This window comes from Streptomyces sp. NPDC001933 (assembly GCF_042890955.1).
Lineage (GTDB): Bacteria > Actinomycetota > Actinomycetes > Streptomycetales > Streptomycetaceae > Streptomyces.
Genome location: NZ_JBIASS010000001.1, coordinates 320404 through 342613 on the forward strand (window position 1 = coordinate 320404; position 22210 = coordinate 342613).

The 22210-nt window shown below is 70.0% G+C and carries 20 protein-coding genes and 2 tRNA genes; 18 read left to right on the forward strand and 4 right to left on the reverse strand.

Annotated features, from left to right (window positions below):
* The first annotated feature begins 9 nt into the window (after positions 1-9).
* Positions 10-804, forward strand: coding sequence for a class I SAM-dependent methyltransferase (locus tag ACFYY7_RS01325; RefSeq protein ID WP_266733080.1), 795 nt, complete (start codon positions 10-12; stop codon positions 802-804).
* A 73-nt stretch (positions 805-877) separates the two neighbouring features.
* Here the strand turns inward: ACFYY7_RS01325 and rfbC are convergent, their stop codons facing one another.
* Together rfbC and ACFYY7_RS01335 are read right to left on the reverse strand one after the other, a co-directional pair.
* Positions 878-1477, reverse strand: a complete 600-nt coding sequence (rfbC, locus tag ACFYY7_RS01330) for a dTDP-4-dehydrorhamnose 3,5-epimerase (protein WP_388655621.1) — start codon at positions 1475-1477, stop codon at positions 878-880.
* Between the two features lie 86 nt (positions 1478-1563).
* On the reverse strand, positions 1564-3603 hold the full coding sequence (locus ACFYY7_RS01335; protein ID WP_388655623.1) for a glycosyltransferase family 2 protein: 2040 nt from the start codon (positions 3601-3603) through the stop codon (positions 1564-1566).
* Positions 3604-3991: 388 nt separating this feature from the next.
* Between ACFYY7_RS01335 and proB the strand changes: the two genes are divergently transcribed.
* The 5 genes from proB to ACFYY7_RS01360 all read left to right on the forward strand — a co-directional run bounded on the left by proB (position 3992) and on the right by ACFYY7_RS01360 (position 9306).
* Positions 3992-5125, forward strand: coding sequence for a glutamate 5-kinase (proB, locus tag ACFYY7_RS01340; protein ID WP_388655625.1), 1134 nt, complete (start codon positions 3992-3994; stop codon positions 5123-5125).
* Positions 5126-5268: 143 nt separating this feature from the next.
* A complete protein-coding gene (locus tag ACFYY7_RS01345; protein WP_388655627.1) occupies positions 5269-5769 on the forward strand; it encodes a hypothetical protein in 501 nt (166 codons plus the stop codon).
* 97 nt (positions 5770-5866) lie between these two features.
* Positions 5867-7150: a glutamate-5-semialdehyde dehydrogenase gene (locus ACFYY7_RS01350; protein ID WP_388655628.1), complete on the forward strand. Its 1284-nt coding sequence runs from the start codon at positions 5867-5869 to the stop codon at positions 7148-7150.
* 109 nt (positions 7151-7259) lie between these two features.
* Positions 7260-7859 (forward strand): hypothetical protein, encoded by a 600-nt coding sequence (locus ACFYY7_RS01355; RefSeq protein WP_388655630.1) that lies wholly within the window; start codon positions 7260-7262, stop codon positions 7857-7859.
* Positions 7860-8163: 304 nt separating this feature from the next.
* The gene (locus tag ACFYY7_RS01360; RefSeq protein WP_388655631.1) at positions 8164-9306 is read left to right on the forward strand and encodes a hypothetical protein; all 1143 of its coding nucleotides are present in this window, start codon (positions 8164-8166) and stop codon (positions 9304-9306) included.
* Here ACFYY7_RS01360 and ACFYY7_RS01365 read toward each other — a convergent pair.
* Entirely contained in the window at positions 9218-10363 is a 1146-nt protein-coding gene (locus tag ACFYY7_RS01365) for a M48 family metallopeptidase (protein WP_388655633.1), read from the reverse strand. The genes ACFYY7_RS01360 and ACFYY7_RS01365 overlap by 89 nt on opposite strands.
* 110 nt (positions 10364-10473) lie before the next feature.
* Here ACFYY7_RS01365 and ACFYY7_RS01370 point away from each other — a divergent pair, with 110 nt between their 5' ends.
* The 7 genes from ACFYY7_RS01370 to ACFYY7_RS01400 all read left to right on the forward strand — a co-directional run bounded on the left by ACFYY7_RS01370 (position 10474) and on the right by ACFYY7_RS01400 (position 14691).
* Entirely contained in the window at positions 10474-10626 is a 153-nt protein-coding gene (locus ACFYY7_RS01370; protein ID WP_266733089.1) for a hypothetical protein, read from the forward strand.
* An 84-nt stretch (positions 10627-10710) separates the two neighbouring features.
* Positions 10711-10875: a hypothetical protein gene (locus ACFYY7_RS01375; RefSeq protein ID WP_164495212.1), complete on the forward strand. Its 165-nt coding sequence runs from the start codon at positions 10711-10713 to the stop codon at positions 10873-10875.
* A gap of 38 nt (positions 10876-10913) precedes the next feature.
* A complete protein-coding gene (gene nadD / locus ACFYY7_RS01380; protein ID WP_124717753.1) occupies positions 10914-11531 on the forward strand; it encodes a nicotinate-nucleotide adenylyltransferase in 618 nt (205 codons plus the stop codon).
* 19 nt (positions 11532-11550) lie between these two features.
* Positions 11551-13317: an LCP family protein gene (locus ACFYY7_RS01385; RefSeq protein ID WP_388655635.1), complete on the forward strand. Its 1767-nt coding sequence runs from the start codon at positions 11551-11553 to the stop codon at positions 13315-13317.
* A gap of 114 nt (positions 13318-13431) precedes the next feature.
* The gene (gene rsfS, locus ACFYY7_RS01390; RefSeq protein WP_124717755.1) at positions 13432-13863 is read left to right on the forward strand and encodes a ribosome silencing factor; all 432 of its coding nucleotides are present in this window, start codon (positions 13432-13434) and stop codon (positions 13861-13863) included.
* The gene (locus ACFYY7_RS01395) at positions 13860-14513 is read left to right on the forward strand and encodes a histidine phosphatase family protein (RefSeq protein ID WP_388657068.1); all 654 of its coding nucleotides are present in this window, start codon (positions 13860-13862) and stop codon (positions 14511-14513) included. Before rsfS ends, ACFYY7_RS01395 begins: the two co-directional genes overlap by 4 nt.
* 105 nt (positions 14514-14618) lie before the next feature.
* Positions 14619-14691 (forward strand) — tRNA-Ala (locus tag ACFYY7_RS01400).
* 66 nt (positions 14692-14757) lie between these two features.
* Here the strand turns inward: ACFYY7_RS01400 and ACFYY7_RS01405 are convergent.
* Entirely contained in the window at positions 14758-15537 is a 780-nt protein-coding gene (locus tag ACFYY7_RS01405) for a helix-turn-helix transcriptional regulator (RefSeq protein ID WP_388655637.1), read from the reverse strand.
* 270 nt (positions 15538-15807) lie between these two features.
* On the opposite strand from ACFYY7_RS01405, the gene ACFYY7_RS01410 reads away from it, so the two are divergent.
* The 5 genes from ACFYY7_RS01410 (at position 15808) to ACFYY7_RS01430 (ending at position 22119) form a co-directional block, all read left to right on the forward strand.
* Entirely contained in the window at positions 15808-17259 is a 1452-nt protein-coding gene (locus ACFYY7_RS01410) for an MFS transporter (RefSeq protein WP_388655639.1), read from the forward strand.
* Positions 17260-17507: 248 nt separating this feature from the next.
* Positions 17508-17741 (forward strand): hypothetical protein, encoded by a 234-nt coding sequence (locus tag ACFYY7_RS01415; RefSeq protein ID WP_015608461.1) that lies wholly within the window; start codon positions 17508-17510, stop codon positions 17739-17741.
* A 142-nt stretch (positions 17742-17883) separates the two neighbouring features.
* A tRNA-Ala gene (locus ACFYY7_RS01420) sits at positions 17884-17956 on the forward strand.
* 343 nt (positions 17957-18299) lie between these two features.
* A complete protein-coding gene (gene leuS, locus ACFYY7_RS01425) occupies positions 18300-21173 on the forward strand; it encodes a leucine--tRNA ligase (protein WP_388655641.1) in 2874 nt (957 codons plus the stop codon).
* A 163-nt stretch (positions 21174-21336) separates the two neighbouring features.
* The gene (locus ACFYY7_RS01430; protein WP_388655642.1) at positions 21337-22119 is read left to right on the forward strand and encodes a hypothetical protein; all 783 of its coding nucleotides are present in this window, start codon (positions 21337-21339) and stop codon (positions 22117-22119) included.
* Positions 22120-22210: the final 91 nt, after the last annotated feature.

Sequence of the window (22210 nt, forward strand, 5' to 3'; positions counted from 1 at the left end):
CAGCTCCACGTGAACCGCCACGACTTCCTGCGCCATCTGCACCGCGTCTACCGGCCTCGGAACTATCTGGAGATCGGGGTCAACGACGGCAGAAGCCTGGCCCTCTCGCGGGTCCCTTCCGTCGCCGTCGACCCCGCCTTCCGGGTCGTGACGGACATCAGCTGTGACGTCCACCTGGTCAGAGCCACGAGCGACGACTTCTTCGCCCGCAAGGACCCGCTGCTGCACCTGCGCAACGGCCGGAACCCGTTCCGCGCCCTCGCCCGCCGCGACGCGCTCAACGTCCTCGGGGGAGACCCGAAGCTGGAGCTCTCCTTCATCGACGGGATGCACCTCTTCGAGTACGCCCTGCGCGACTTCATGAACGTGGAGAAGCACTCCCGCTGGTCGAGCGTGATCGTGCTCGACGACATGCTGCCGCGCGACGTCGACGAGGCGGCCCGCGACCGGCACACCAAGTACTGGACCGGCGATGTGTACAAGGTGGTGCAGGTGCTGCGCCGCTACCGCCCCGATCTGCTGGTCGTCGAGGTGGACACCGAACCGACCGGCGTGGTCGCCGTGTTCGGCGCCGACCCGGAGAACAACGTCCTGAAGAACGAGTACGACAAGATCATCGAGGAGTTCGTCGTACCCGACCCGCAGGACGTGCCCGAAGAGGTGCTCGTCCGCAAGAACGCGGTCCGCCCCGAGGCGCTGCTCCGCGCCGACTTCTGGCCGGCCCTGGCCCGCGCCCGCAACCTGCGCCGCCCGCGCTCGGCGTTCGCGCCGCTGCGCTCGCGCATCGAGTCGGTGACGGGCTGACCGCACCCGGACGACGCGAAGCCCCCGTGATCCGTACGGACCACGGGGGCTTCGGCGTACCGTCCCGGACGGCTCAGCCGCGGGCCCGCAGCTGCGCGTAGTACTCCTGGCACGCCTCGTACGAGGGCAGCAGGCCCTGCTCTTCGGCCTCGGCCAGCGAGGGCGCCGCGGCGTCCTTGTCGGACAGCAGCGGGGTGATCCCCTGCGGCCACTCGATGCCCAGCTCGGGGTCGAGCGGGTTGATGCCGTGCTCGCGGCCGGGCGCGTAGCCCTCGGAGCACAGATAGGCGACCGAGGCGTCGTCCGTCAGCGCCATGAAGGCGTGGCCGAGGCCCTCGGCGAGGTACACGGAGTGGTGGTCCACGTCGTCGAGCCGGACGGCCTCCCACTGCTTGTACGTGGGGGAGCCGACCCGGATGTCCACGATGACGTCGAGCACCGCGCCGCGCATGCACTTGACGTACTTCGCCTGGCTCGGCGGTACGTCGGCGAAGTGCACCCCGCGCAGCGTCCCCCGGCTGGAGACGGAGAAGTTGGCCTGCGCCAGCCGCAGCGTGTGGCCGACGGCCTCGCTGAGCTCCGACGCCTTGAACCACTCGTGGAAGCTGCCGCGGCTGTCCGGGAAGACCTTGGGCTCATGCACCCAGGCCCCTGCGATGGAGAGCTGCCGCATGCGATCACGTCCTTGTTCTGTCGTTCATGGCCGATGGACCCGGCCGGTGTGTTCTGGTGGGAAACGTACGGAGGTGCGGGGCTCGGTCAGCCGGTGAACCGGGCGGCGAGACGCCGCGCCCGCTTGCGGCTCTTGGCCGGGAGCCTGCGCACGATGGGACCGCCGACGGTACGCAGCGCGCGGCGCAGCTTCGCCTTCCGGCGCCTGCCGACGATCCCCTGCATGATCTCGGCCTCGATCGCGGGCAGGCTCCGGGGGACGGTGATCCGGCCGCCCCTGCCGACGGTGACGTCGCAGAGGTGGAACGCGGGGTGCTTGTCGCCGTCCAGCCGGACCCCGAGCTTCCAGGTGCCGGGCGTGACGTCCGGCGCGCGGTCGGGCACGGTGAGGTGGGCCAGGCCGTCGGTGGGCCGCAGCATGGTGCGGAACTGGTGGGACGGCCCGTCGGCGCCGTCCGCCGGACTCAGGACCAGCGTGGTCGCGGAGGGCACGGTGGCGGACGTGGTGAACAGGTCCAGCCGCAGTTCGGTGGGGCTGGAAGGGGAGCGGCGGACCGGACGGCCCTCGAGGTACTCGGCCAGCCTCTTGGCGCGGCGGGCCACGTCGAGGGTGATGTTGCCGTGCGGGTCGGTGAAGTACGGAATGACGGCGCGGGCCGGCGAACCCAGCGAGGCGGGCAGGCAGGCGGCGTCCACCTCCGGGGCGCGGTCGGCGCCGAGCCGGGCCTTGCGGACCAGACCGAGACCGCGCAGCGGCACCCAGACGTCCCAGAAGCCGCGCGACACCCGGCCGCGGCCCTTGACCGCCTCCGAGCCGATCTGGCCGCTGCCGTGCAGGACGACCTCGCAGACGTCGTCGCCGAGCTCCTCCACGTGGGCGGTGAAGGTCGCGGGGCAGGACCACTCGACGGCGGTCTCGCGGTTGCGCAGCGACAGCTCGGCGGAGAATCCGGCCATGTCGTCGGTGACGTCCAGGAGTTCGCCGTCCGGCAGCAGGCCCTCGGTGATGTCGGGGTGCAGGAAGTAGCGCCCGTCGCGGCGCAGCAGCGTCAGCGGGGCCTGGTCCTCGCCGTGGACGAGGCGGCCGCTGATGGTGAGGTCGATCTTGCCGTCCGGCCGCCAGGCGAACTTCTCCAGGCGAGCCGCCGCCTTGACCGATGCGGCGAAGCGGGAGATCCGGACGAGGCCCTGGCGGTCGTTGTTGCGCAGCAGCGTGGAGCGCAGCCGGAGCACCGGGCCGAGCCCGTCGTGCACCCCGTCGTGCATGAAGTCCGTGGCCAGGTCCTGGACGGCGTCGCACATCTCGTCCAGGTACGCGGGGTCGTACTTGAGGACGGCGGGCTCGCTGAGCCGGCCGAGCATCTCGACACGGTAGAAGCGGCGCAGCAGCATGTCCCGGAACTCGCCGGGCTCCGTGTTCTCCACGACGACGTCGAGGACCTCGCGGAGGTTGCCGTAGTAGCCGGACGGGATGATCTTCGCGGATCCGGCGTTCTGGCCGTCGTCCCGGCGGGAGTAGTAGTAGCAGGTGTAGCTGCCGAGGATCGAGACGACCTTGGCGGGGAAGTACGCCTGCATCATGTAGAGCTGGTCCTCGAGCCGGCGCTTGCCCTCGGGGTAGGCGATGCCGTTCTCGCGGAGGAACTCCGTACGGAACATCTTGTGCGGTGTGAGGCTGTCGTACAGAGGCGCGTCGTGCAGGGTGCACTTCTCGCGGTTCTTTTTGAACACGCCGTGCGGGACGCCGCGGAAGTTGCTCGCCACCTTGCCGATGACGATGTCCGAACCGTTGCGGTGGCCCATGTCGTACAGCCGCTGCAGGGCGCCGGAGGCGAGGTAGTCGTCCTGGTCGACGAACTGGACGTACTCACCCTTCGCCTCGTCCACACCGATGTTGCGGGGCTTCCCGGGCCAGCCGGAGTTCGGGATGGTGATCACACGGAAATGCGGGTGCTCCTCGGCCAGTTTTTCGAGTCGCTCACGAGTGTCGTCCGTCGAGCCGTCGTTGACGAAGAGAACTTCGAATTCCCCTGCGGGGAGGGTCTGTCGCAGCAGCGAGTCGATGCAGGGGTCGATGTACTTGCCCGGGTTGTATACAGGAATGACGACACTTACTTTGACTGGCATTGCTGCTGTCCCATGTCTGTTGGAAGTCCCTTTGGCCGGCGGCGGGTGCGGGGCCTGCGCTGCTGAAAATGGGCATAAGAAGCCACCCGCCGTGCACCCTATCGGCTGTTAGATGGTCGAGATGCCGAGATGGTTGCGCATACCGGCTCGGCGTGATCCTGCCGACAGTGCGTGGATACCGCCCGAGGAGTCCCGGGACATTCGGTATACGCGCGCGGTCGCGCGCATGAACGGCCGGTGCGGCGCAAGTGCCGGGTTGCGGCGGATCCGGCCAGAGGCCCGGAGGCCCGGAGGTCCAGGGCCCAGAGGTCCAGAGGGCGGAACGCGCGGGCGCCGGATCCGCCGCTCGCGTAGATTGCGAGGGCTGGGCGAGGCCGAATCATTGGGGATGGAAGTGGCAGGGGCAAGGCAGGGCGTCACAGAGGCCCGCAGGATCGTGGTCAAGGTCGGTTCCTCATCCCTCACCACCGCGGCCGGCGGCCTCGACGCGGACCGTGTCGACGCGCTCGTCGACGTGCTGGCGAAGGTGCGCAGCGGCGGGGAGCGCGAGATCGTGCTCGTCTCCAGCGGCGCCATCGCGGCCGGGCTCGCCCCGCTCGGACTGGTGCGCCGCCCCAAGGACCTGGCCCGGCAGCAGGCCGCCGCCAGCGTCGGCCAGGGACTGCTCGTCGCCCGCTACACCGCCTCCTTCGCACGGTACGGCGTACGCGTCGGCCAGGTGCTGCTCACCAGCAACGACACCAGCCGCCGCGCCCACTACCGCAACGCCTACCGCACCCTCGACCAGCTCCTGGACATGGGCGCGCTCCCGGTCGTCAACGAGAACGACACCGTCGCCACCGACGAGATCCGGTTCGGCGACAACGACCGGCTGGCCGCGCTCGTCGCCCATCTCGTCCGCGCCGATCTGCTGGTCCTGCTCTCGGACGTGGATGGCCTGTACGACGGCGACCCCAGCACCCCGGGCACCTCACGGGTCGCCGAGGTGACCGGTCCGGAGGACCTGGCGGGCGTCACCATCGGCAGCGCCGGGAAGGCGGGCGTCGGCACCGGCGGCATGGTCACCAAGGTCGAGGCCGCCCGGATCGCCACGGCCGCCGGCGTCCCCGTCGTCCTCACCTCGGCGAGCCGGGCCGCCGACGCCCTGGCCGGCCGCGACACCGGCACGTACTTCCACCGCACCGGACGCCGCTCCGCGGACCGGCTGCTCTGGCTCGCCCACGCCTCCACCCCGCAGGGCTCACTGACCCTCGACGACGGGGCCGTGCGGGCGGTCGTCGAACGCCACAGCTCGCTGCTGCCCGCCGGAATCGCCTCGGTCGAGGGCGAGTTCACCGCCGGTGACCCGGTGGAACTGCGTGATCTCGCAGGCCGGGCGGTGGCCCGCGGACTCGTCAACTTCGACGCCAAGGAGATCCCGCAGCTGCTCGGCCGCTCCACCCGTGAACTGGCACGGGAGCTCGGCCCGGCCTACGAGCGCGAGGTCGTACACAGGGACGATCTGGTCGTACTGCACTCCTGACACAGTCCTGAAACGACTGAAAGTCCAGCCTCGGGGCAGGGACCTTCACGAAAACCGCCCCATCCCCGGCCGCGGGCTGGTCAACTTTGTAACGGGGAAACAGCGGGGTACAGCACAGCAAACGCATTCACAGGAGGCCGCCGGTGAGACGAGCGCGCCCGGGGGCGCCGCCCCGAGGAACGGGTGGCAGGGCCCTGACCAGCGTCGGAGCAGGTGCCGGCTTCGACGGGAGCCGGACCAAGGAGCGAGGGGACGATCGGACCATCGGGTCCGAGCAGACGGTGGTGAAGGAGGAACGCACCCCGTCGAGGCTGTGGCACATCACGCTCAGCGTCTCGGGAGCCGCCACTCCTCTGTCGGAGATCAGACGCGGACTCGAACAGCTCGCGCACGACCATCCCTTCCTGCTGACCAGCCGGTACGCCGCCGACCACGCGGAGATCCGCTACTGGGAAGAGGCCCGCGATCTGCACGACGCGGCGGCCGTCGCGCTGCGGCTGTGGGGCGAACACCGCTCCACGGCCAGGCTCCCTCCGTGGGAGATCGTCGGCCTTGAGGTCATCGACCGCGAGACGTACCACCAGCGCGTCGCGGAGGGGTACGGGCCGCCCCCGGCCGCTCCGGTCGGAGTGCACCCGTACTGACCCTGCGCCCGCTGCCAAAACGGTTGTCCCGGCCGTGGCTGTCTCGCATCACGGGATAAGTGACGGATGCCCGCAGTGTGCGCACTACCCTGCGGGCATGACCACGCTCTCGCCGTACGACAACATGTCCCCGGTCGCCCAGGCCGCCTACCGGGCACGCTCCGCCGCGGCGGACATCGCGCCGCTGCCGCGCGCGGCCAAGGACGACGCACTGCTGGCGATCGCGGACGCGCTGGAGGTGCGGACGGGCGAGATCGTCACGGCCAACGCCGAGGACGTCGCCCGCGCCCGGGAGGCCGGGACCAGCGAGTCGATCATCGACCGGCTCACCCTCACCCCGGATCGGATCCGCGCCATCGCCGCCGATGTGCGGGACGTGGCGGCACTGCCCGACCCGGTGGGCGAGGTCGTCCGCGGCTCGACCCTGCCCAACGGCATCGACCTGCGACAGGTCCGGGTGCCGCTCGGCGTGGTCGGGATCATCTACGAGGCCCGGCCCAACGTGACGGTCGACGCCGCGGCCCTCTGCCTGAAGTCCGGCAACGCCGTCCTGCTGCGCGGCTCGTCCTCCGCGTACTCCTCCAATGTCGCACTGGTACGGGTGCTGCGCGACGCGGTCGGCGGCTCCGGCCTCCCGGCCGACGCGGTGCAGCTGGTCCCGGGCGAGAGCCGTGACTCGGTACGGGAGCTGATGCGGGCCCGCGGCCTGGTCGACGTCCTCATCCCGCGCGGCGGCGCCTCGCTGATCCGCACGGTGGTCGAGGAATCCACCGTGCCGGTCATCGAGACCGGCACCGGCAACTGCCATGTCTACGTGGACGCGCAGACCGATCTCGACATGGCCGTGGACATCCTGATCAACTCCAAGGCGCAGCGTCCGAGCGTCTGCAACGCCGCCGAGACGCTGCTGGTCCACAAGGACGTCGCCGCGCAGTTCCTGCCGCGCGCCCTGGACGCACTGGCCGAGGCGGGCGTGACCGTCCACGGCGACGAGCGGGTGCTCGAACACGCCGAGGGGTCCAAGGCCACCGTGGTCGAGGCGACGCCGGAGGACTGGGAGACCGAGTACCTCTCCTACGACATCGCCGCGGCCGTCGTGGACTCGCTGGACGCGGCCGTCGCGCACATCCGGCTCTGGTCCTCCGGACACACCGAGGCGATCGTGACCACCTCCCAGGCCGCGGCCCGCCGCTTCACCCAACTGGTGGACTCCACGACGGTGGCCGTGAACGCGTCCACCCGCTTCACCGACGGCGGTCAGTTCGGCTTCGGCGCGGAGATCGGCATCTCCACGCAGAAACTGCACGCCAGGGGCCCGATGGGCCTGCCGGAACTCACCTCGACGAAGTACATCGTCACGGGCGACGGCCACGTACGGTGACCCTGCGGTGGCATTCATCGGCCTTCGGCGACCTTCAGCGGCCGTCACGGGGCCGGTGAATGTTGCGGGCTCCCTGCCCAGAACGTCCCGGCGGGGCTAGTCTGGAGCCGTGCCGGACGACGTGGGGGGCAGGCCGTTCCCGGACGGCTGGGAGCCCGACGACGACCGCGGGGGCGCGGACGAGGACTTCGCCTCCGTGGTGTTCGACGAGGACTTCGTACGGGCCGCCGCGATCCATGAGCCGACCGCTGTGGAGCGGCTGCTGGCGGCCGCCCAGGCGCGCGCCGAGGCCGAGGCTTCCCGGGCACGGGCGGGCGGCGGCCCCCTGGACGACGAGCTCTACGACGAGAGGTACGGCCCCGGCGCGTACAGCCGCGAGGGCGCCTACGACGACCCACTGGACCCCGATGACGCCTACGGCAGTGGTGGGCCCTACGGGCGCCACGGCGGCGTTCTGCGGCCCTACCGGGGTGCGGCGCGCTGGCACCGGCCGGTGGCCTGGCTGCTCGCCGTGCTGATGGGCATCGGAATGGTCGCGCTGGCCTTCAGCGCCGTCTACCGGAACACCTCGGGCAGCCGTCAGGACCCCGCCCCGCCGCCCGCCACGACCGGCGTGGACAGCGCGCCGAGTTCCGCCCCCGACGCCACCCCATCGGCGCCCACGGGCTTTCTGCGCCCCACGGTGTCCGCGATCCCGCGCACGGACTGAGGCACGCGCCGACCGGGGCACGGTCCGGCGGCGGGCAGGCACCGCGTCGGCGGCGTTCGGCAAGCGTGTCGGCCGTTTCTCCGTTTCTCCCATGGTTCGCTCGCGGCTCGGCGTTTATCGCGGCCGTAATCGACCTACCCTGAAGGTGTGACCCCTCTCTCCGAGGGGGCTTCTCACTCGTCCGTACATGCGCAGTCGTGCGACGTCATACGAACTCATGACGGGCAGGCCCTGTCGAAGCCGTTCGGCCGAGACGGAGCGAAGCGTTTCGGCCCCGGTCGATGACGTGGAGTCGGGAGAAGTCATGGCAGGTCGCGGAGAACCACCGGAAGGGCCGCCCGAGAGTCCGACGGGCGGTGGTGAGGACGAGTACCGGTCACTCGTCTTCGACGAGTCGTTCGTGCGCGCTGCCCGGCTGCGGGAATTCTCCGCCCAGGAGCGCATGGAGGACCACGCCCCCGCCGTACGCAGTCTGCCGGCCAGGCGCCTGCGCAACGGGCCCCGAGCCGCCATCGCCCTGGTCCTCCTGATCGCCCTGGCCTTCGGAATGGCCGTGTACATGGGCCTCCGCCACCCCTACGAGGCGCCCATCGGCAGACGGGCCGAGCCGCTGAGGTCGACCGTCGTGCCCCTGGCGCCGCAGGGCGTCGTACCGGGCGGAACCGCTGCCGCCCTCCTGGCCCGGAGCCCCGCCGCCCACTCCGGAACAGGTGCCGACGGCATCAATCTGCCGGCGATCAGGCGGACCGACAATTTCACGGACAGCCAGGTGGCGACGGCCCTGACCACGGTCAAGGACTACCTGGTGGCCTCCTCGCTCGACCCCGACGTGCTCACCGGCGCCGCTGCGCGCCCGGTGGAAATGCTGCTCGACCCGGATCAGACGGCCCAGTTCGAGCGCAGCATGAACCACCCGCGGGACGATGGTCAGCATGCCGCGACCGGCTGGCTGGTGCGGTTCGACCCGGCGAAGGTGGCCCTGGCCGGTCCGGACATCCGGGTCCGGGGCACTCTGAGCTACACCGAGGAGGGGTCCGACACCCTGGAGGTGGTGTCGGACCACACCTTCACTTACACGCTCCGCCCGGCCGTCGCGGGGCCCCAACCGGCGGGCGGCGCCTCGCTCTTCACCGTACGGCGCGAGCTGCACTTCCGCTTCGACCGGGAGGACCTGCGGCTGCACCGGCTGGAGCTGCGCACCAGCTACGTCCAGGCCGGACCGCAGTCGTGCCCGGCGGACACCACCGGTGCGCTGCGCCCACTGCTCGCCGGGCAGCGCGCCGTCCTTCGCGGCCCCGCGGGCACCGACCCGTACGCGACGGGCCGGCCCACGGCGGCGCTCTGCGGGACCCTGGCGGTCAGCTCCCCGCAGACCCCGGCTCAGTCCCCGGCCCATCAGGGTTCTGCGGCTCTTCCCGCCTCGCAGAGTCCGCGGAGCCGTCCTTAGCACCGCCCTTGCCCGCTGAGCTGCCGCCCTGGCCGGTGAACTTGTCGCGGAGCTTGCCGCCCAGGTCCCCGGCGCCGCCCGCTATGTCGCCGACCAGCTTCATCAGGGGATCCTTGCTGGTGCGCACCGTGTCCGCGTAGTGGGCCGCGGACTCCCGGAAGGAGTCGGTCACCGAGGTGTCCTTGTCCTCGTCGCGCCGCGGGTAGTGACCGTCCATGATCCGCTGGTAGTCGCGGGTCTCGGACCACTTCTTCAGCTCGGCGGCGCGCACCGTGGTGAACGGGTGCGAGCGGGGGAGCAGGTTGAGGATCTTGAGTACGGAGTCCCGCAGATCGCCGCCCTTCTCGTACTCGTCGGCCTGGGCGAGGAAGGCGTCCACGTTCATCTCGTGCAGGTGGTTGCCGCCCGCGATCTTCATAAGGCCGCGCATCGACGCCTGCAGATCCTGGCCGACGAGCAGCCCGGCCCGGTCGGCCGAGAGCTCGGACTTGCGGAACCACTCGCGCAGCGCCGTCACGATCGCCATGATCGCGACGTTGCCGAGCGGGATCCAGGCGACCTTCAGTGCGATATTGGTGAGGAACAGAAGGATCGTGCGGTACACCGCGTGGCCCGAGAGGGCGTGCCCCACCTCGTGGCCGATGACGGCCCGCATCTCCTCCTCGTCGAGCAGCTCCACCAGCCCCGTCGTCACCACGATGATCGGCTCGTCGAGACCGATGCACATGGCATTGGGCTGCGGGTCCTGATTGACGTACATCGGCGGGACCTTCTCCAGGTCCAGGATGTAACAGGCATCGCGAAGCATGTCGTTGAGATGGGCGAACTGCGCGTCGCTCACCCGGACGGAGTCGGAGAGGAAGAGCAGTCGCAGACTGCGCTCGGGCAGCAGGCCGCTCAGTGTCTTGAACACGGTGTCGAAACCGCTCAGCTTGCGCAGGGCCACCAGGGCCGAGCGGTCCGCCGGGTGTTCGTAGGCCCGGGACGAGATCCCTGCGAAACGCCTGCGCTGCCTGCTCGGCACGTTCTTGTGGCTCTCGCTGCTGTGTTCGGTCATGAATGGGCCCCCTGTTCGTACGAGATGTCACTCGCCCCCTGACAAATCCCAGCGTAGGTCCTGGGGCTACGGTGTGCGGGGGGCTGTGGATAACTGAGGAGACGCCCGACATGCCGCACACCGTTGCTCTGCTCGCCGCCGCATCCGGGGCCCAGGGGCCCGGCAACACGCTTCGTATCGTGCTGCTCGTCTCGCTCGTCGGAGCCGGGCTGCTCGGCTGGTTCCTGCTCCGCGGATACCGCAACGACGACAACAACGACTGAGTCGGCGTGAGCGTGCCCGGGGCGCCCGCATACGATGTGCGCGACGTCTTCCTTCCGACTCCCGATCGATAGGTCCTGCCGAAGATGAGCCTCACGAGCACCGCACACCAGCTGGTCACTCTCGCCTCCGAAGGCGGCGAGCACGGTGGCAACCACGAAAGCCTCAGCCCGTACGTGACCGGGGGCGGTGCGTTCATCGCGCTGCTGCTCCTGCTGTGGATCACCACTCGCTTCAACCGCGACCGCTGAGACGAAGGCGTACAGCTGTGCCAGTAGGCTCTGCACGCATGGGAGAGCAGGAAGTGCCTACCGGCCGCGGAAAGCGCCGACTCGGCGTAATGGGCGGGACGTTTGACCCGATCCATCATGGACACCTGGTGGCGGCCAGCGAAGTGGCCGCCCAGTTCCACCTCGACGAGGTGATCTTCGTTCCGACCGGGCAGCCGTGGCAGAAGAGCCACAAGCATGTCTCCCCGGCCGAGGACCGTTATCTGATGACGGTCATCGCGACAGCGTCCAACCCGCAGTTCTCGGTCAGCCGGAGCGACATCGACCGCAGCGGGCCCACGTACACCATCGATACCCTGCGGGACCTGCGCGCGATCCACGGCGACGCGGACCTCTTCTTCATCACCGGTGCCGACGCGCTCTCCCAGATCCTCACCTGGCGGGACGCGGACGAACTGTTCTCGCTCTCCCACTTCATCGGCGTGACGCGGCCGGGGCATGTGCTCACGGACGCCGGACTGCCGGAGGGCGGGGTCTCCCTCGTGGAGGTTCCCGCGCTCGCTATCTCGTCCACGGACTGCCGTGAGAGGGTCGCGCAGGGGGATCCGGTCTGGTACTTGGTGCCGGACGGCGTGGTCCGCTACATCGACAAGCGCCAGCTGTACCGCGGCGAATGAGCGACGCAGAGGGGCACCGGTGAACGACCGACAGAACGCTTACGACCCGTACTACCAGCAGCCGCAGATCATCGGCTACGACGAGTACGGGCAGCCGGTGTACCAGCAGCCGCAGCACGTCCAGCAGCAGCCGTACGACCCGTATGCGTCCCAGCCGCAGCAGAACCAGCAGCCACAGCAGCCTCAGCAGGGGGGCCAGGGGTACGGATACGACCCGTATGCCCAGCCGCAGCAGCCTCAGCAGCATGTGCAGCCGCAGGGGTACGACCCCTATGCGTCCCAGCCGCAGCAGCCCCAACAGCCCCACGAGCCTCAGCAGCAGGCGTACGGCGGCTATGACGGCTACGGCTACGACACGGGCCGGCAGCCCGCCGCGGTCGACACGACCCAGCAGTGGAACATCCCGCAGCAGGCAGCCCCGCAGCCCGCCCCGCCCGCACCTGCCGCTCCGACCCCGCCGGAACCCGGACCCGAGCCCGGCGCGGAGCCGGACGCGGCCGTCCCCGGGCAGCGCCGTGGCGACCGCGACTACCGCACCGAGCAGTTCTCCTTCATCGAGGAGCCCGACGAGGACTCCGAAGACGTCATCGACTGGCTGAAGTTCACCGAGAGCCGCAGCGAGCGGCGCGAGGAGGCACGGCGTCGCGGCCGCAACCGCATGGTCGCGCTCATAGTCGTGGTGGCCCTGGTGGTGGTCGGCGGTGTCGGCTACCTCTGGTCCGCCGGAATGATCCCGGGCCTGTCCGGCTCGGACAAGGACAGCACGGCATCGACGGGCCCGCAGAAGCGGGACGTCATCGTGGTCCATCTGCACAACACCAAGAAGGGCGGCACCTCCACGGCGCTGCTCGTCGACAATGTGACGACCAAACAGGGCACCACGGTCCTGCTCCCCAACTCGCTCGCGGTCGCCGACGAGGACGGCGTGGCGACCACCCTCGGCAAGTCCGTCAAGGACGACGGCACCACCGGCACCCGCGAATCCATCGGCAACCTGCTCGGCACCGACATCAGCGGCACCTGGCGGCTCGACACTCCGTACCTGGAGACCCTTGTCGATCTGGTCGGCAACATCGAGGTCGACACCGACACCGATGTGCCGGACGAGAAGAAGGGCGCCTCCCCCCTGGTGAAGAAGGGCGAGGCACAGACCCTGAGCGGCCGGATGGCCGTCGCGTACGCCACCTACCGCGGGCCGGGCGAGGCCGAGACGAAGCAGCTCACGCGGTTCGGGGAGGTCATGCGCGGCGTGCTGCGGAAGGTGTCGGACGACCCGAAGGCCGCCACGGTCACCGTGCAGACGCTGGCGCAGATCCTCGACCCCTCGCTTCCCGAGAAGGACCTGGGAGCCTCGCTGGCGAAGCTCGCCCAGCACGCCAAGGTCGGCGACTACAAGACGGCGGTGCTGCCGGTGCAGGCCGACGGATCACTGACCGACGCGGCCACCGAGAACGTCGTCAAGGACATCCTGGGCGGTTCGGTCAAGGCCCCGGGCGCCGGTGCGGACGCACCGGTGCGGGTCGGCCTCAAGAACGCCACCGGGGACCAGGACGGCACGGGATCCGCGCAGGTCAAGCTGGTCAATGGCGGCTACACCTTCGTCGGAGGCGGAACGGCGGAGACCGTGGCACTGTCCGAGGTCGTCTACAGGACCGCGGCGGACAAGGAGAAGGCGACGCAGGTCGCCAAGACCCTGGGCCTGCCGACGGGCGCGGTGAAGCAGGGCAAGCCCGCCGCGAACGCGGACGTGTCCGTCCTGCTCGGCCAGGACTACAAGATCAAATGACCCGCGTCCGGCCGCCCGGATGATGTCGATTCGATCTTCGGACAATCGCTGCGTGGGCTGTCGGCGGTCCGTGAGACCCTAGAGGTCTCTCTGACCGCCGACGAAAGCCTGCTTGTGACCGCCACGGACCGCTCCATCGAGCTCATCAACGCCGCCGCTCAGGCGGCCGCCGACCGGCTCGCGCACGACATCATCGCGTACGACGTCAGCGACGTGCTGTCGATCACGGACGCCTTCCTCCTGGCCTCGGCCCCCAACGACCGCCAGGTCAAGTCGATCGTCGACGAGATCGAGGAGCGGCTCCAGAAGGAGCTCGGCGCCAAGCCGGTGCGCCGCGAGGGCGACCGCGACGCGCGCTGGATCCTCCTCGACTACGTCGACATCGTCATCCACGTCCAGCACAGCGAGGAGCGGGTCTTCTACGCGCTGGAGCGCCTCTGGAAGGACTGCCCCGAGATCGCGCTTCCCGAGGACGCCGTCAAGACCCGCGGGAAGGCCGAGGAGCACGCCCGGCTCACCGGCAGCACGGAAGGTGAGCAGAGCTGAAAAGCGGCGGAAGCGGCAGGGGCCGCAGGATCGTCCTCTGGCGTCACGGCCAGACGGCCTGGAACCTGGAGCGCAGGTTCCAGGGTTCCACGGACATCGCACTCACCGACGCCGGAGTCGGGCAGGCCCAGCGGGCCGCCCGGCTGCTGGCCTCGCTGAAGCCGGATGCGATCGTCGCCTCCGATCTGCAGCGGGCGGCGGCCACCGCCGCCGAGCTCGCCGCGATCACCGGCCTCGAAGTCGCACGCGACGAGGGACTGCGAGAGACCTACGCGGGTTCCTGGCAGGGCCTCACCCACGAGGAGATCGTCGGGCAGTACGGCGAGCAGTACGCCGCCTGGAAGCGGGGCGAGCCCGTGCGTCGCGGCGGCGGCGAACTGGAGACCGAGGTCGCCGACCGGGCCGCCCCGGTGGTGCTCGGACATGCCGACAAGCTGCCCGAGAACGGGACGCTCGTCGTGGTCAGCCACGGCGGCACCATCCGCACCACCATCGGCCGGCTGCTGGGCCTGGAGGCGCACCACTGGGAAGGGCTCGGCGGGCTCTCCAACTGCTGCTGGTCGGTGCTGGGCGAGGGTGCGCGAGGCTGGCGCCTGCTGGAGCACAACGCCGGCACGCTGCCCGAGCCGGTGCTCGGCGACGACACCTGAGGCCGTCCCGACCCCGGCACCGGCCGGATTTCACTTTCCGGCAGGTCACAGGCTAAAGTTCTTCTTGTTCGCAGCGCGGAAACGCAGAGAAACACAGCGAACAGCGGGGCTATAGCTCAGTTGGTAGAGCGCCTGCATGGCATGCAGGAGGTCAGGAGTTCAATTCTCCTTAGCTCCACAATCAGGATCCCGTCCCCAGCAGGGGGCGGGATCTTTGCATGCCGCCTTGCAGCCCTGCCGCCCTTCAGCTCTCCCGGCGCCGCCGCAACGCGGCGACCCGCTCCCTGCTCTCCTCGTCCGCCGGTGTGTACGCCACGATCCGGCACTCCGGCAGGCCGTTGATGGACAGCGACACCGAGGTCATCCGTATGTCCCCGGCCACCGCCCAGTGCCGGAAGCTCTTCACCCGCGGCCCCGGCGGGGCGACGTCCCCGCTGCGCCACAACTCGGCGAAGTACGGGCTGGCGGCCGAGAGCCGTTCGACGAACGACTCCCAGGCGGGCTCGCCCGTATGGCGCCCGTACGCACCCCGCAGCGTGGCCACCATGATCGGCAGCTCCTGCGCCCGGTGGACGACGGGACAGGCATCCTCGGACACCGTGAACAACGTCCACAGCACGTTGCGTATCCCCGTTCCCGTGATCGCGGGGACGGCGAACAGGTCGCGATAGGCGGGGTTGGTGGCCAGGATGTCGTATCTCGCGTTGTAGACCACGGCGGGATGCGGATCGAGCGCGTCGATGATGCCCTGGATCTCCGGCCCCACCTCGATGACGTCGGACTGCCTGCCGGGCGCGTAGGCCACCTCCGCCAGGTGGTACAGGTGTTCGCGCTCCGATGCGTCCAGCCGGAGCGTGCGCGCCACGGCGTCCAGCACCTGCGGTGACGCGTTGATGGGACGGCCCTGCTCCAGCCAGGTGTACCAGGTGACGCCGACGCCGGAGAGCTGCGCGACCTCCTCGCGGCGCAGACCCGGGGTGCGGCGGCGCAGCCCGGGTGCCATGCCCACATCGGCGGGTGTCACCCGCGCCCGGCGATTGCGCAGGAACGCCGCGAGCTCCGGACGCCGCCGGTGCCGGCCTGCCGGAGGCGCCGGCTGAGGCGACGACTGAGGTGTCGCCCGAGGCGTTGTCCGAGGCGTTGCCCGATCTCCCAGCCGGTCCGCCGCCTGATGTGTCGTCACCGCTGCCACACCCCCATGTTCGGTGACCCGCAGGGGAGTTGCCAGGTGCTGTCGGTACCAGCATCAGCGGGCTCTCGTTACCCGTATTCGGCCGGGGCCAGGCTCGATGTCATGACGACGGCATCCGAGGCAACTCCACATTCCGTAACCAGTAAAGACCCCGCCACTGACAACCGCTCCGGGCGAGTGCTCGCCCTGGTGCTCGCGGCCCAGTTCATGGCACTGCTCGACATCTTCATCGTCAACGTCGCCGCCCCGACGATCCGCAGCGAACTCGGCGCCTCCGGAGCCGGGTTGCAGCTCATCGTGGCCGGCTACACCATCACGTACGCCGTTCTGCTCATCACCGGCGCCAGGCTCGGCGACCTGATCGGGCACGGCCGGGCCCATCTGGCCGGGCTCGGTGTCTTCACCGCGGCCTCGCTCGCCTGCGGACTCGCCGCGGGAACCGGGCAGCTGATCGCCTTCCGGCTGGTGCAGGGCGCGGGCGCCGCGGTGATGATTCCGCAGGTGCTCAGCCTCATCCAGCGCCACTTCACCGGCGAGGCCCGGATCCGGGCGCTCGGCGCCTACAGCGCGGTGCTCGCCACCGGGGCGGCCGCCGGGCAGGTGGTCGGCGGGGTTCTGGTCAGCGCCGATCTGTTCGGCGCGGGCTGGCGGCCGGTCTTCCTGGTCAACGTGCCGATCGGGCTCGTGCTGCTGGTGCTCGGCATCCGTGTGCTGCCGCGCGAACCGCGCACCGCGCCCGGCAGGGTCCAGGCACGGGCCCGCGGCCTCGATCTGCCGGGGCTGGTACTGCTCGCCGCCGCCGTCACGCTGCTCACCGTCCCCCTGGTGCTCGGGCAGGAGCTGGACTGGCCGGCCTGGTCCCAGGTCTGCCTGGCCGCCTCCGTGGGGCTCTTCGCCGCTTTCGTCGGGTACGAGTCACGGCTGGCCGCGCGCGGTGGTGCGCCCCTGATCGCACCCAGGGTGCTGCGTGTTCCCGGTATCGCCCGAGCGGCGCTGCGCATTCTCCTGGTGATGGCGATCAACGCGGGCTTCCTTTTCGCCATGACACTGCATGTCCAGGGGGGTCTGGGCTACTCGCCGCTGCGCGCGGGGCTGATGTTCGCACCGACCGCGCTGGTATTCGGTGTGACCGGACTGACCTGGCGGCGTTGGCCCGCCGGTCTCCAAGGGGCCCTGGTGCCCGCCGGGTTCGTGCTCGTGGCCGCCGCCTCCGTGGCCGTCGGGCTGCTGATGCGTGGTGGCGGCGACGGCGGGCCCGCGCTGTACGCGGCCTTCGCGGCGATGGGCACCGGCCTGGCGCTGGGCTTCAGCCCCACCCTCACGAGGGCGCTGGCGGACGTAAGTCCCAAGGACGCGGCCGATGCGAGCGGCGTACTGGTGACGGTCACCCAGTTGGGGCAGCTGACCGGGGTCGCCGCGTTCGGCACGCTCTATCTCAACCGCCTTGATACGCAAGGGGCGCAGGGGTCGGGGCATGCGTTGTGGGTATGCGCCCTCGCGCTCTCGACGGCCGCCGCGGCAGGTGCGGCGATGGGTCTCGTACGGCGTCGGTGAGCGGCCGCAACTCCGGTGGGCTGCCCCTCTTGCGGGGTCATGGCAGAATCGGAGCGCCGGAGGGGGCGACGGACCGATCGGGAGGGAGCGCGATGCCTGCGAGCCGCCACGAGGTCCCGGACCTGCTCCTTGTTCCCGGTCTTCCCGCAGGTCCCGGTTTCCCCGCAGTTACTGGTCTCTCCGCAGCCCCGGAGAACGGCGGGACCTTCTTCGTATGCACCGCCCGCGGCCAAAGCCGGAGCTGACCCATGGGTGCACACAGGCGGAAATGCGACTGGTGCGGCAGCGGTACGCCCATCGTCAGGGACATGGACCCGATCAATCCGGAGTACCAGTACTGGTGCGAGGAGTGCGCTCGGGCGCTGATCATAAAGGGCGACCCGATCGAGACCTATCGGGAGCTGGAGGGGGAGCCGATCTACGGTCGGCTGCTGGAGGAGCACTGCACGCTCAAGCGCTTCTACTCCTTCGCCACGGCCTGACCCCCTTCGATGCCGCCGCCGGCCTCGGCCCAGGTGGCGCAGAACCGGTCAAATCGGAGCGGTCGGGAATCGATTTGGTGGACTGGCGGGGTCACCGGTAATGTTCTCGATGTCGCCAGGGAAACCGGGCGGGAAAAAGCACGGGGCTATAGCTCAGTTGGTAGAGCGCCTGCATGGCATGCAGGAGGTCAGGAGTTCAATTCTCCTTAGCTCCACAGGGAAGTAAGAGAAGCGGGTCACCCACGCAGGGTGGCCCGCTTCTCGCATGTGTGCGTGTATCGATGCCGGAACCGGGAGTTCCGTCGCATGTACGCTCCCGCTGTCCCGTCCACGGTTCGGTCGCGCCCGGCCCCGCTCCGGGCCCGTGCGGTACCCTGACGCCATGCGTGCCGTACGCCTTCTGCTTAGCGAGCCGCGCTGATCAGTCCCGACCGGTGAGAATGCCTGGTCGGAATCGGCGCGGCGTCCCCTCCTGTGCGAGGGGATTTTTCGTTTCCGTAGACGCGTGTCCGTAGACATGGGCGCCGGCAGATGACGATCGATGGAGCTTTGAGGATCATGAGCGAGACGACTTCCGCAGCCGAGACGGCTGCGCCGCACCGCTACACGGCGGCGATGGCCGCCGACATCGAGGCACGCTGGCAGGACTTCTGGGACGCCGAGGGCACGTACGAGGCGCCGAACCCGACCGGTGACCTGGCGGGCGATCCGGAGCTGGCTGCCAGGCCGAAGAAGTTCATCATGGACATGTTCCCGTACCCCTCGGGTGCGGGCCTGCACGTCGGTCACCCGCTGGGCTACATCGCCACCGACGTCTTCGCCCGCCACCAGCGGATGACCGGGCACAACGTGCTGCACACCCTGGGCTTCGACGCCTTCGGCCTGCCCGCGGAGCAGTACGCGGTGCAGACCGGCACACACCCGCGGGTCTCCACCGAGTCCAACATCGAGAACATGACCGCCCAGCTGCGCCGGCTGGGCCTGGGCCACGACAAGCGCCGCTCTTTCGCCACGATCGAGTCGGAGTACTACAAGTGGACCCAGTGGATCTTCCTGCAGATCTTCAACTCCTGGTACGACACCGAGGCCGACCGCGCCCGCCCGATCGACGAGCTGGTCGCACAGTTCGAGAGCGGCGCACGCCCCACCCCGGACGGCCGTGACTGGAGCGCGCTGAGCGCCACCGAGCGCGCGGACATCCTGGGCGAGTACCGCCTGGCGTACGCCTCCGACGCGCCCGTCAACTGGTCGCCCGGCCTGGGCACCGTCCTGGCCAACGAAGAGGTGACGGCCGACGGCCGCTCCGAGCGCGGCAACTTCCCCGTCTTCAAGGCCAAGCTGCGCCAGTGGAACATGCGCATCACCGCCTACGCCGACCGGCTGCTGAACGACCTGGACGGGCTGGACTGGCCCGAGGCGATCAAGCTGCAGCAGCGCAACTGGATCGGGCGCTCCGAAGGCGCGCGCGTCGACTTCCCGGTCGACGGCGCCGGCAGCATCACCGTCTTCACCACCCGCCAGGACACCCTGTTCGGCGCCACCTACATGGTGCTGGCGCCCGAGCACGAGCTGGTCGAACAGATCACTCCGGCCGCCTGGCCCGAGGGCACCCACGCGGTGTGGACCGGTGGATACGCGTCCCCGGCCGAGGCGGTCGCCGCCTACCGCAAGCTGGCCGCCGCCAAGTCCGACGTGGAGCGGCAGGCCGAGGCCAAGGACAAGACCGGTGTCTTCACCGGTGCGTACGCCACCAACCCGGTCAGCGGCGAGAAGGTCCCCGTCTTCATCGCCGACTACGTCCTGATGGGCTACGGCACCGGCGCGATCATGGCCGTACCGGCGCACGACGCGCGCGACTTCGCCTTCGCGCGCGCCTTCGAGCTGCCGATGCGCTGTGTCGTCGAGCCGTCGGACGACCGCGGCACGGACACCTCGACGTGGGAGGACGCCTTCGGCTCGTACGAGGCGAAGCTGGTCAACTCCGCCAACGACGAGATCTCGCTGGACGGCCTGGGTGTCGTCGACGCCAAGGCGAAGATCACCGAGTGGCTGACGGCACACGGCGTCGGCGAGGGCACCGTCAACTTCCGACTGCGTGACTGGCTGTTCAGCCGCCAGCGCTACTGGGGCGAGCCCTTCCCGATCGTCTACGACGAGGACGGCATCGCCCACCCGCTGCCCGAGTCGATGCTGCCCCTGGAGCTGCCGGAGGTCGACGACTACTCGCCGCGCACCTTCGACCCCGACGACGCCGACACCCAGCCCGAGACCCCGCTGTCCCGGAACGCCGACTGGGTCAACGTCACCCTGGACCTGGGCGACGGCAACGGTCCGAAGAAGTACCGCCGCGAGACCAACACCATGCCCAACTGGGCGGGCTCCTGCTGGTACGAGCTGCGCTATCTGGACCCGAACAACGACACCGAGCTGGTCGACCCGGCGATCGAGCAGTACTGGATGGGTCCGCGCGAGGGGCAGCCGACCGGCGGTGTCGACCTGTACGTCGGTGGCGCCGAGCACGCCGTCCTGCACCTGCTGTACGCCCGCTTCTGGTCCAAGGTGCTGCACGACCTGGGGCACATCTCGTCCGTCGAGCCGTTCCACAAGCTGTACAACCAGGGCATGATCCAGGCGTTCGTCTACCGGGACAGCCGCGGCATCGCGGTCCCGGCGGCCGAGGTCGAGGAGCGCGACGGACAGTTCTACTACCAGGGCGAGAAGGTCAGCCGCGTCCTGGGCAAGATGGGCAAGTCCCTGAAGAACGCCGTCACGCCGGACGAGATCTGCACCGAGTACGGGGCGGACACGCTGCGCCTGTACGAGATGGCGATGGGCCCGCTGGACGTGTCGCGGCCGTGGGACACGCGCGCCGTCGTCGGCCAGTACCGGCTGCTGCAGCGCCTGTGGCGCAATGTCGTCGACGAGGAGACCGGTGAGGTCACCGTCGTGGACACGGAGCCGGGCGAGGAGACGCTGCGTGCGCTGCACAAGGCGATCGACGGGATCGGCCAGGACATGGCTGGAATGCGCTTCAATACGGCGATCGCCAAGGTCACAGAGCTGAACAACCACCTGACCAAGGCGGGCGGGCCGCTGTCCCGGTCCGTCGCCGAGTCGCTGGTGCTGCTGGTGGCGCCGCTGGCCCCGCACATCGCCGAGGAGCTGTGGCGCCGGCTGGGCCACACCGATTCGGTCGTGCACCAGGACTTCCCGGTCGCCGACCCGGCGTACGTCGTGGACGAGACCGTGACCTGCGTCGTGCAGGTCAAGGGCAAGGTCAAGGCGCGCCTGGAGATCTCCCCGTCGATCACGGACGAGGAGCTGGAGGCGCTGGCCCTGGCCGACCCGGCCGTGGTGGCGGCGCTGGACGGCGCAGGCATCCGCAAGGTGATCGTGCGGGCGCCGAAGCTGGTCAACATCGTCCCGGCGTGATGACGAGGCGTCCCGCGTGAGGCGCTGACCGCGCCCCGCGCGACGGGGTGGGGGCATTCCCCTACGGGCAGGTTGGGGGTTCCGAAGGAACCCTCGGCCTGCCCTTTCCGTTTACGGTGGAGGGGCCGGCACCGGCAGCCGAAACGACATCCGAGGGGCGCTCATGGATTCCGTGATCCTGATTCTGGGGTTGCTCTTCTTCGCGTTCTTGGCCCTGGGCGTGTACGCGGGCGTCAAGGCAGTGGGCGCGGCGAAGCGCGGTGTGGACCGAACGATCAGCCAGGCGCGCCGCACCGTCGAGGAGACCACGCTGCGGGCGAAGAGCTACGGGCAGACGGGCGTGGGCGGCGAGCTGGCGCAGCTCCGGCTGGCGCTGCGCACATCCATGCGGGCCACGCAGGAGGCATTGCGGGCAGGGGTCGCCGAGGACGCCTCGCTCTCGGAGTCGCTGGGCCTGTTCCAGCGGCTGAGCGTGCACGGCCGTGAGCTGGACGACGAGCTGAAGAAACTGGAACGCGAGCCCGACCGGGCGACTGTCGCCTCGATGCTGCCGAGCCTGAAGCAGCGTACGGAGCGGATCACGCACTCCGCGGATTCGCTGCGATGGGCCGCGCGTGACCGGGCGCGGCGGTTCGCGGACGACTCGCTGGACGCGCTGAACGCACAGATCGACGTGGAGGCGGGGGCGCTTCGGCACTGGACCGCGGAGACGGACGAACCGGTCCAGGGACAGGGCGGCCGACCGCAGGGCGACGCGAGCGGTCAGAGCCGGGGCCCGGGTCAGGACCAGCGGCCGGGGCACGAACCGCGGCCTGAGCAGGACCGGCGGCCGGAGCAGGGGAGCGGGCCGGCCGATGATGCGGCGCGGGCGATCACGGCTCCCGACCCGCGACGGCAGACCGCATACCCATGGCAGAAGACGGCCCGGCCCGAGACGACGAACTGACACGTTCGATGACCGCCGGTGACCGGATGCGGTCCGAAGCGGTCAGGAGAGATCATTCGGCCGGGGTCGGACTGCCGGGACACGGACTCGC

What these genes read in the sequence shown, in the direction of transcription:
- rfbC (WP_388655621.1), bottom strand. Translation starts at nt 1,477, where the DNA reads ATGCGGCAGCTCTCCATCGCAGGGGCCTGGGTGCATGAGCCCAAGGTC.
- ACFYY7_RS01335 (WP_388655623.1), bottom strand. Translation starts at nt 3,603, where the DNA reads ATGCCAGTCAAAGTAAGTGTCGTCATTCCTGTATACAACCCGGGCAAG.
- proB (WP_388655625.1), top strand. Translation starts at nt 3,992, where the DNA reads ATGGAAGTGGCAGGGGCAAGGCAGGGCGTCACAGAGGCCCGCAGGATC.
- ACFYY7_RS01350 (WP_388655628.1), top strand. Translation starts at nt 5,867, where the DNA reads ATGACCACGCTCTCGCCGTACGACAACATGTCCCCGGTCGCCCAGGCC.
- ACFYY7_RS01360 (WP_388655631.1), top strand. Translation starts at nt 8,164, where the DNA reads ATGGCAGGTCGCGGAGAACCACCGGAAGGGCCGCCCGAGAGTCCGACG.
- ACFYY7_RS01365 (WP_388655633.1), bottom strand. Translation starts at nt 10,363, where the DNA reads ATGACCGAACACAGCAGCGAGAGCCACAAGAACGTGCCGAGCAGGCAG.
- ACFYY7_RS01370 (WP_266733089.1), top strand. Translation starts at nt 10,474, where the DNA reads ATGCCGCACACCGTTGCTCTGCTCGCCGCCGCATCCGGGGCCCAGGGG.
- ACFYY7_RS01375 (WP_164495212.1), top strand. Translation starts at nt 10,711, where the DNA reads ATGAGCCTCACGAGCACCGCACACCAGCTGGTCACTCTCGCCTCCGAA.
- nadD (WP_124717753.1), top strand. Translation starts at nt 10,914, where the DNA reads ATGGGAGAGCAGGAAGTGCCTACCGGCCGCGGAAAGCGCCGACTCGGC.
- ACFYY7_RS01410 (WP_388655639.1), top strand. Translation starts at nt 15,808, where the DNA reads ATGACGACGGCATCCGAGGCAACTCCACATTCCGTAACCAGTAAAGAC.
- ACFYY7_RS01415 (WP_015608461.1), top strand. Translation starts at nt 17,508, where the DNA reads ATGGGTGCACACAGGCGGAAATGCGACTGGTGCGGCAGCGGTACGCCC.
- leuS (WP_388655641.1), top strand. Translation starts at nt 18,300, where the DNA reads ATGAGCGAGACGACTTCCGCAGCCGAGACGGCTGCGCCGCACCGCTAC.
- ACFYY7_RS01430 (WP_388655642.1), top strand. Translation starts at nt 21,337, where the DNA reads ATGGATTCCGTGATCCTGATTCTGGGGTTGCTCTTCTTCGCGTTCTTG.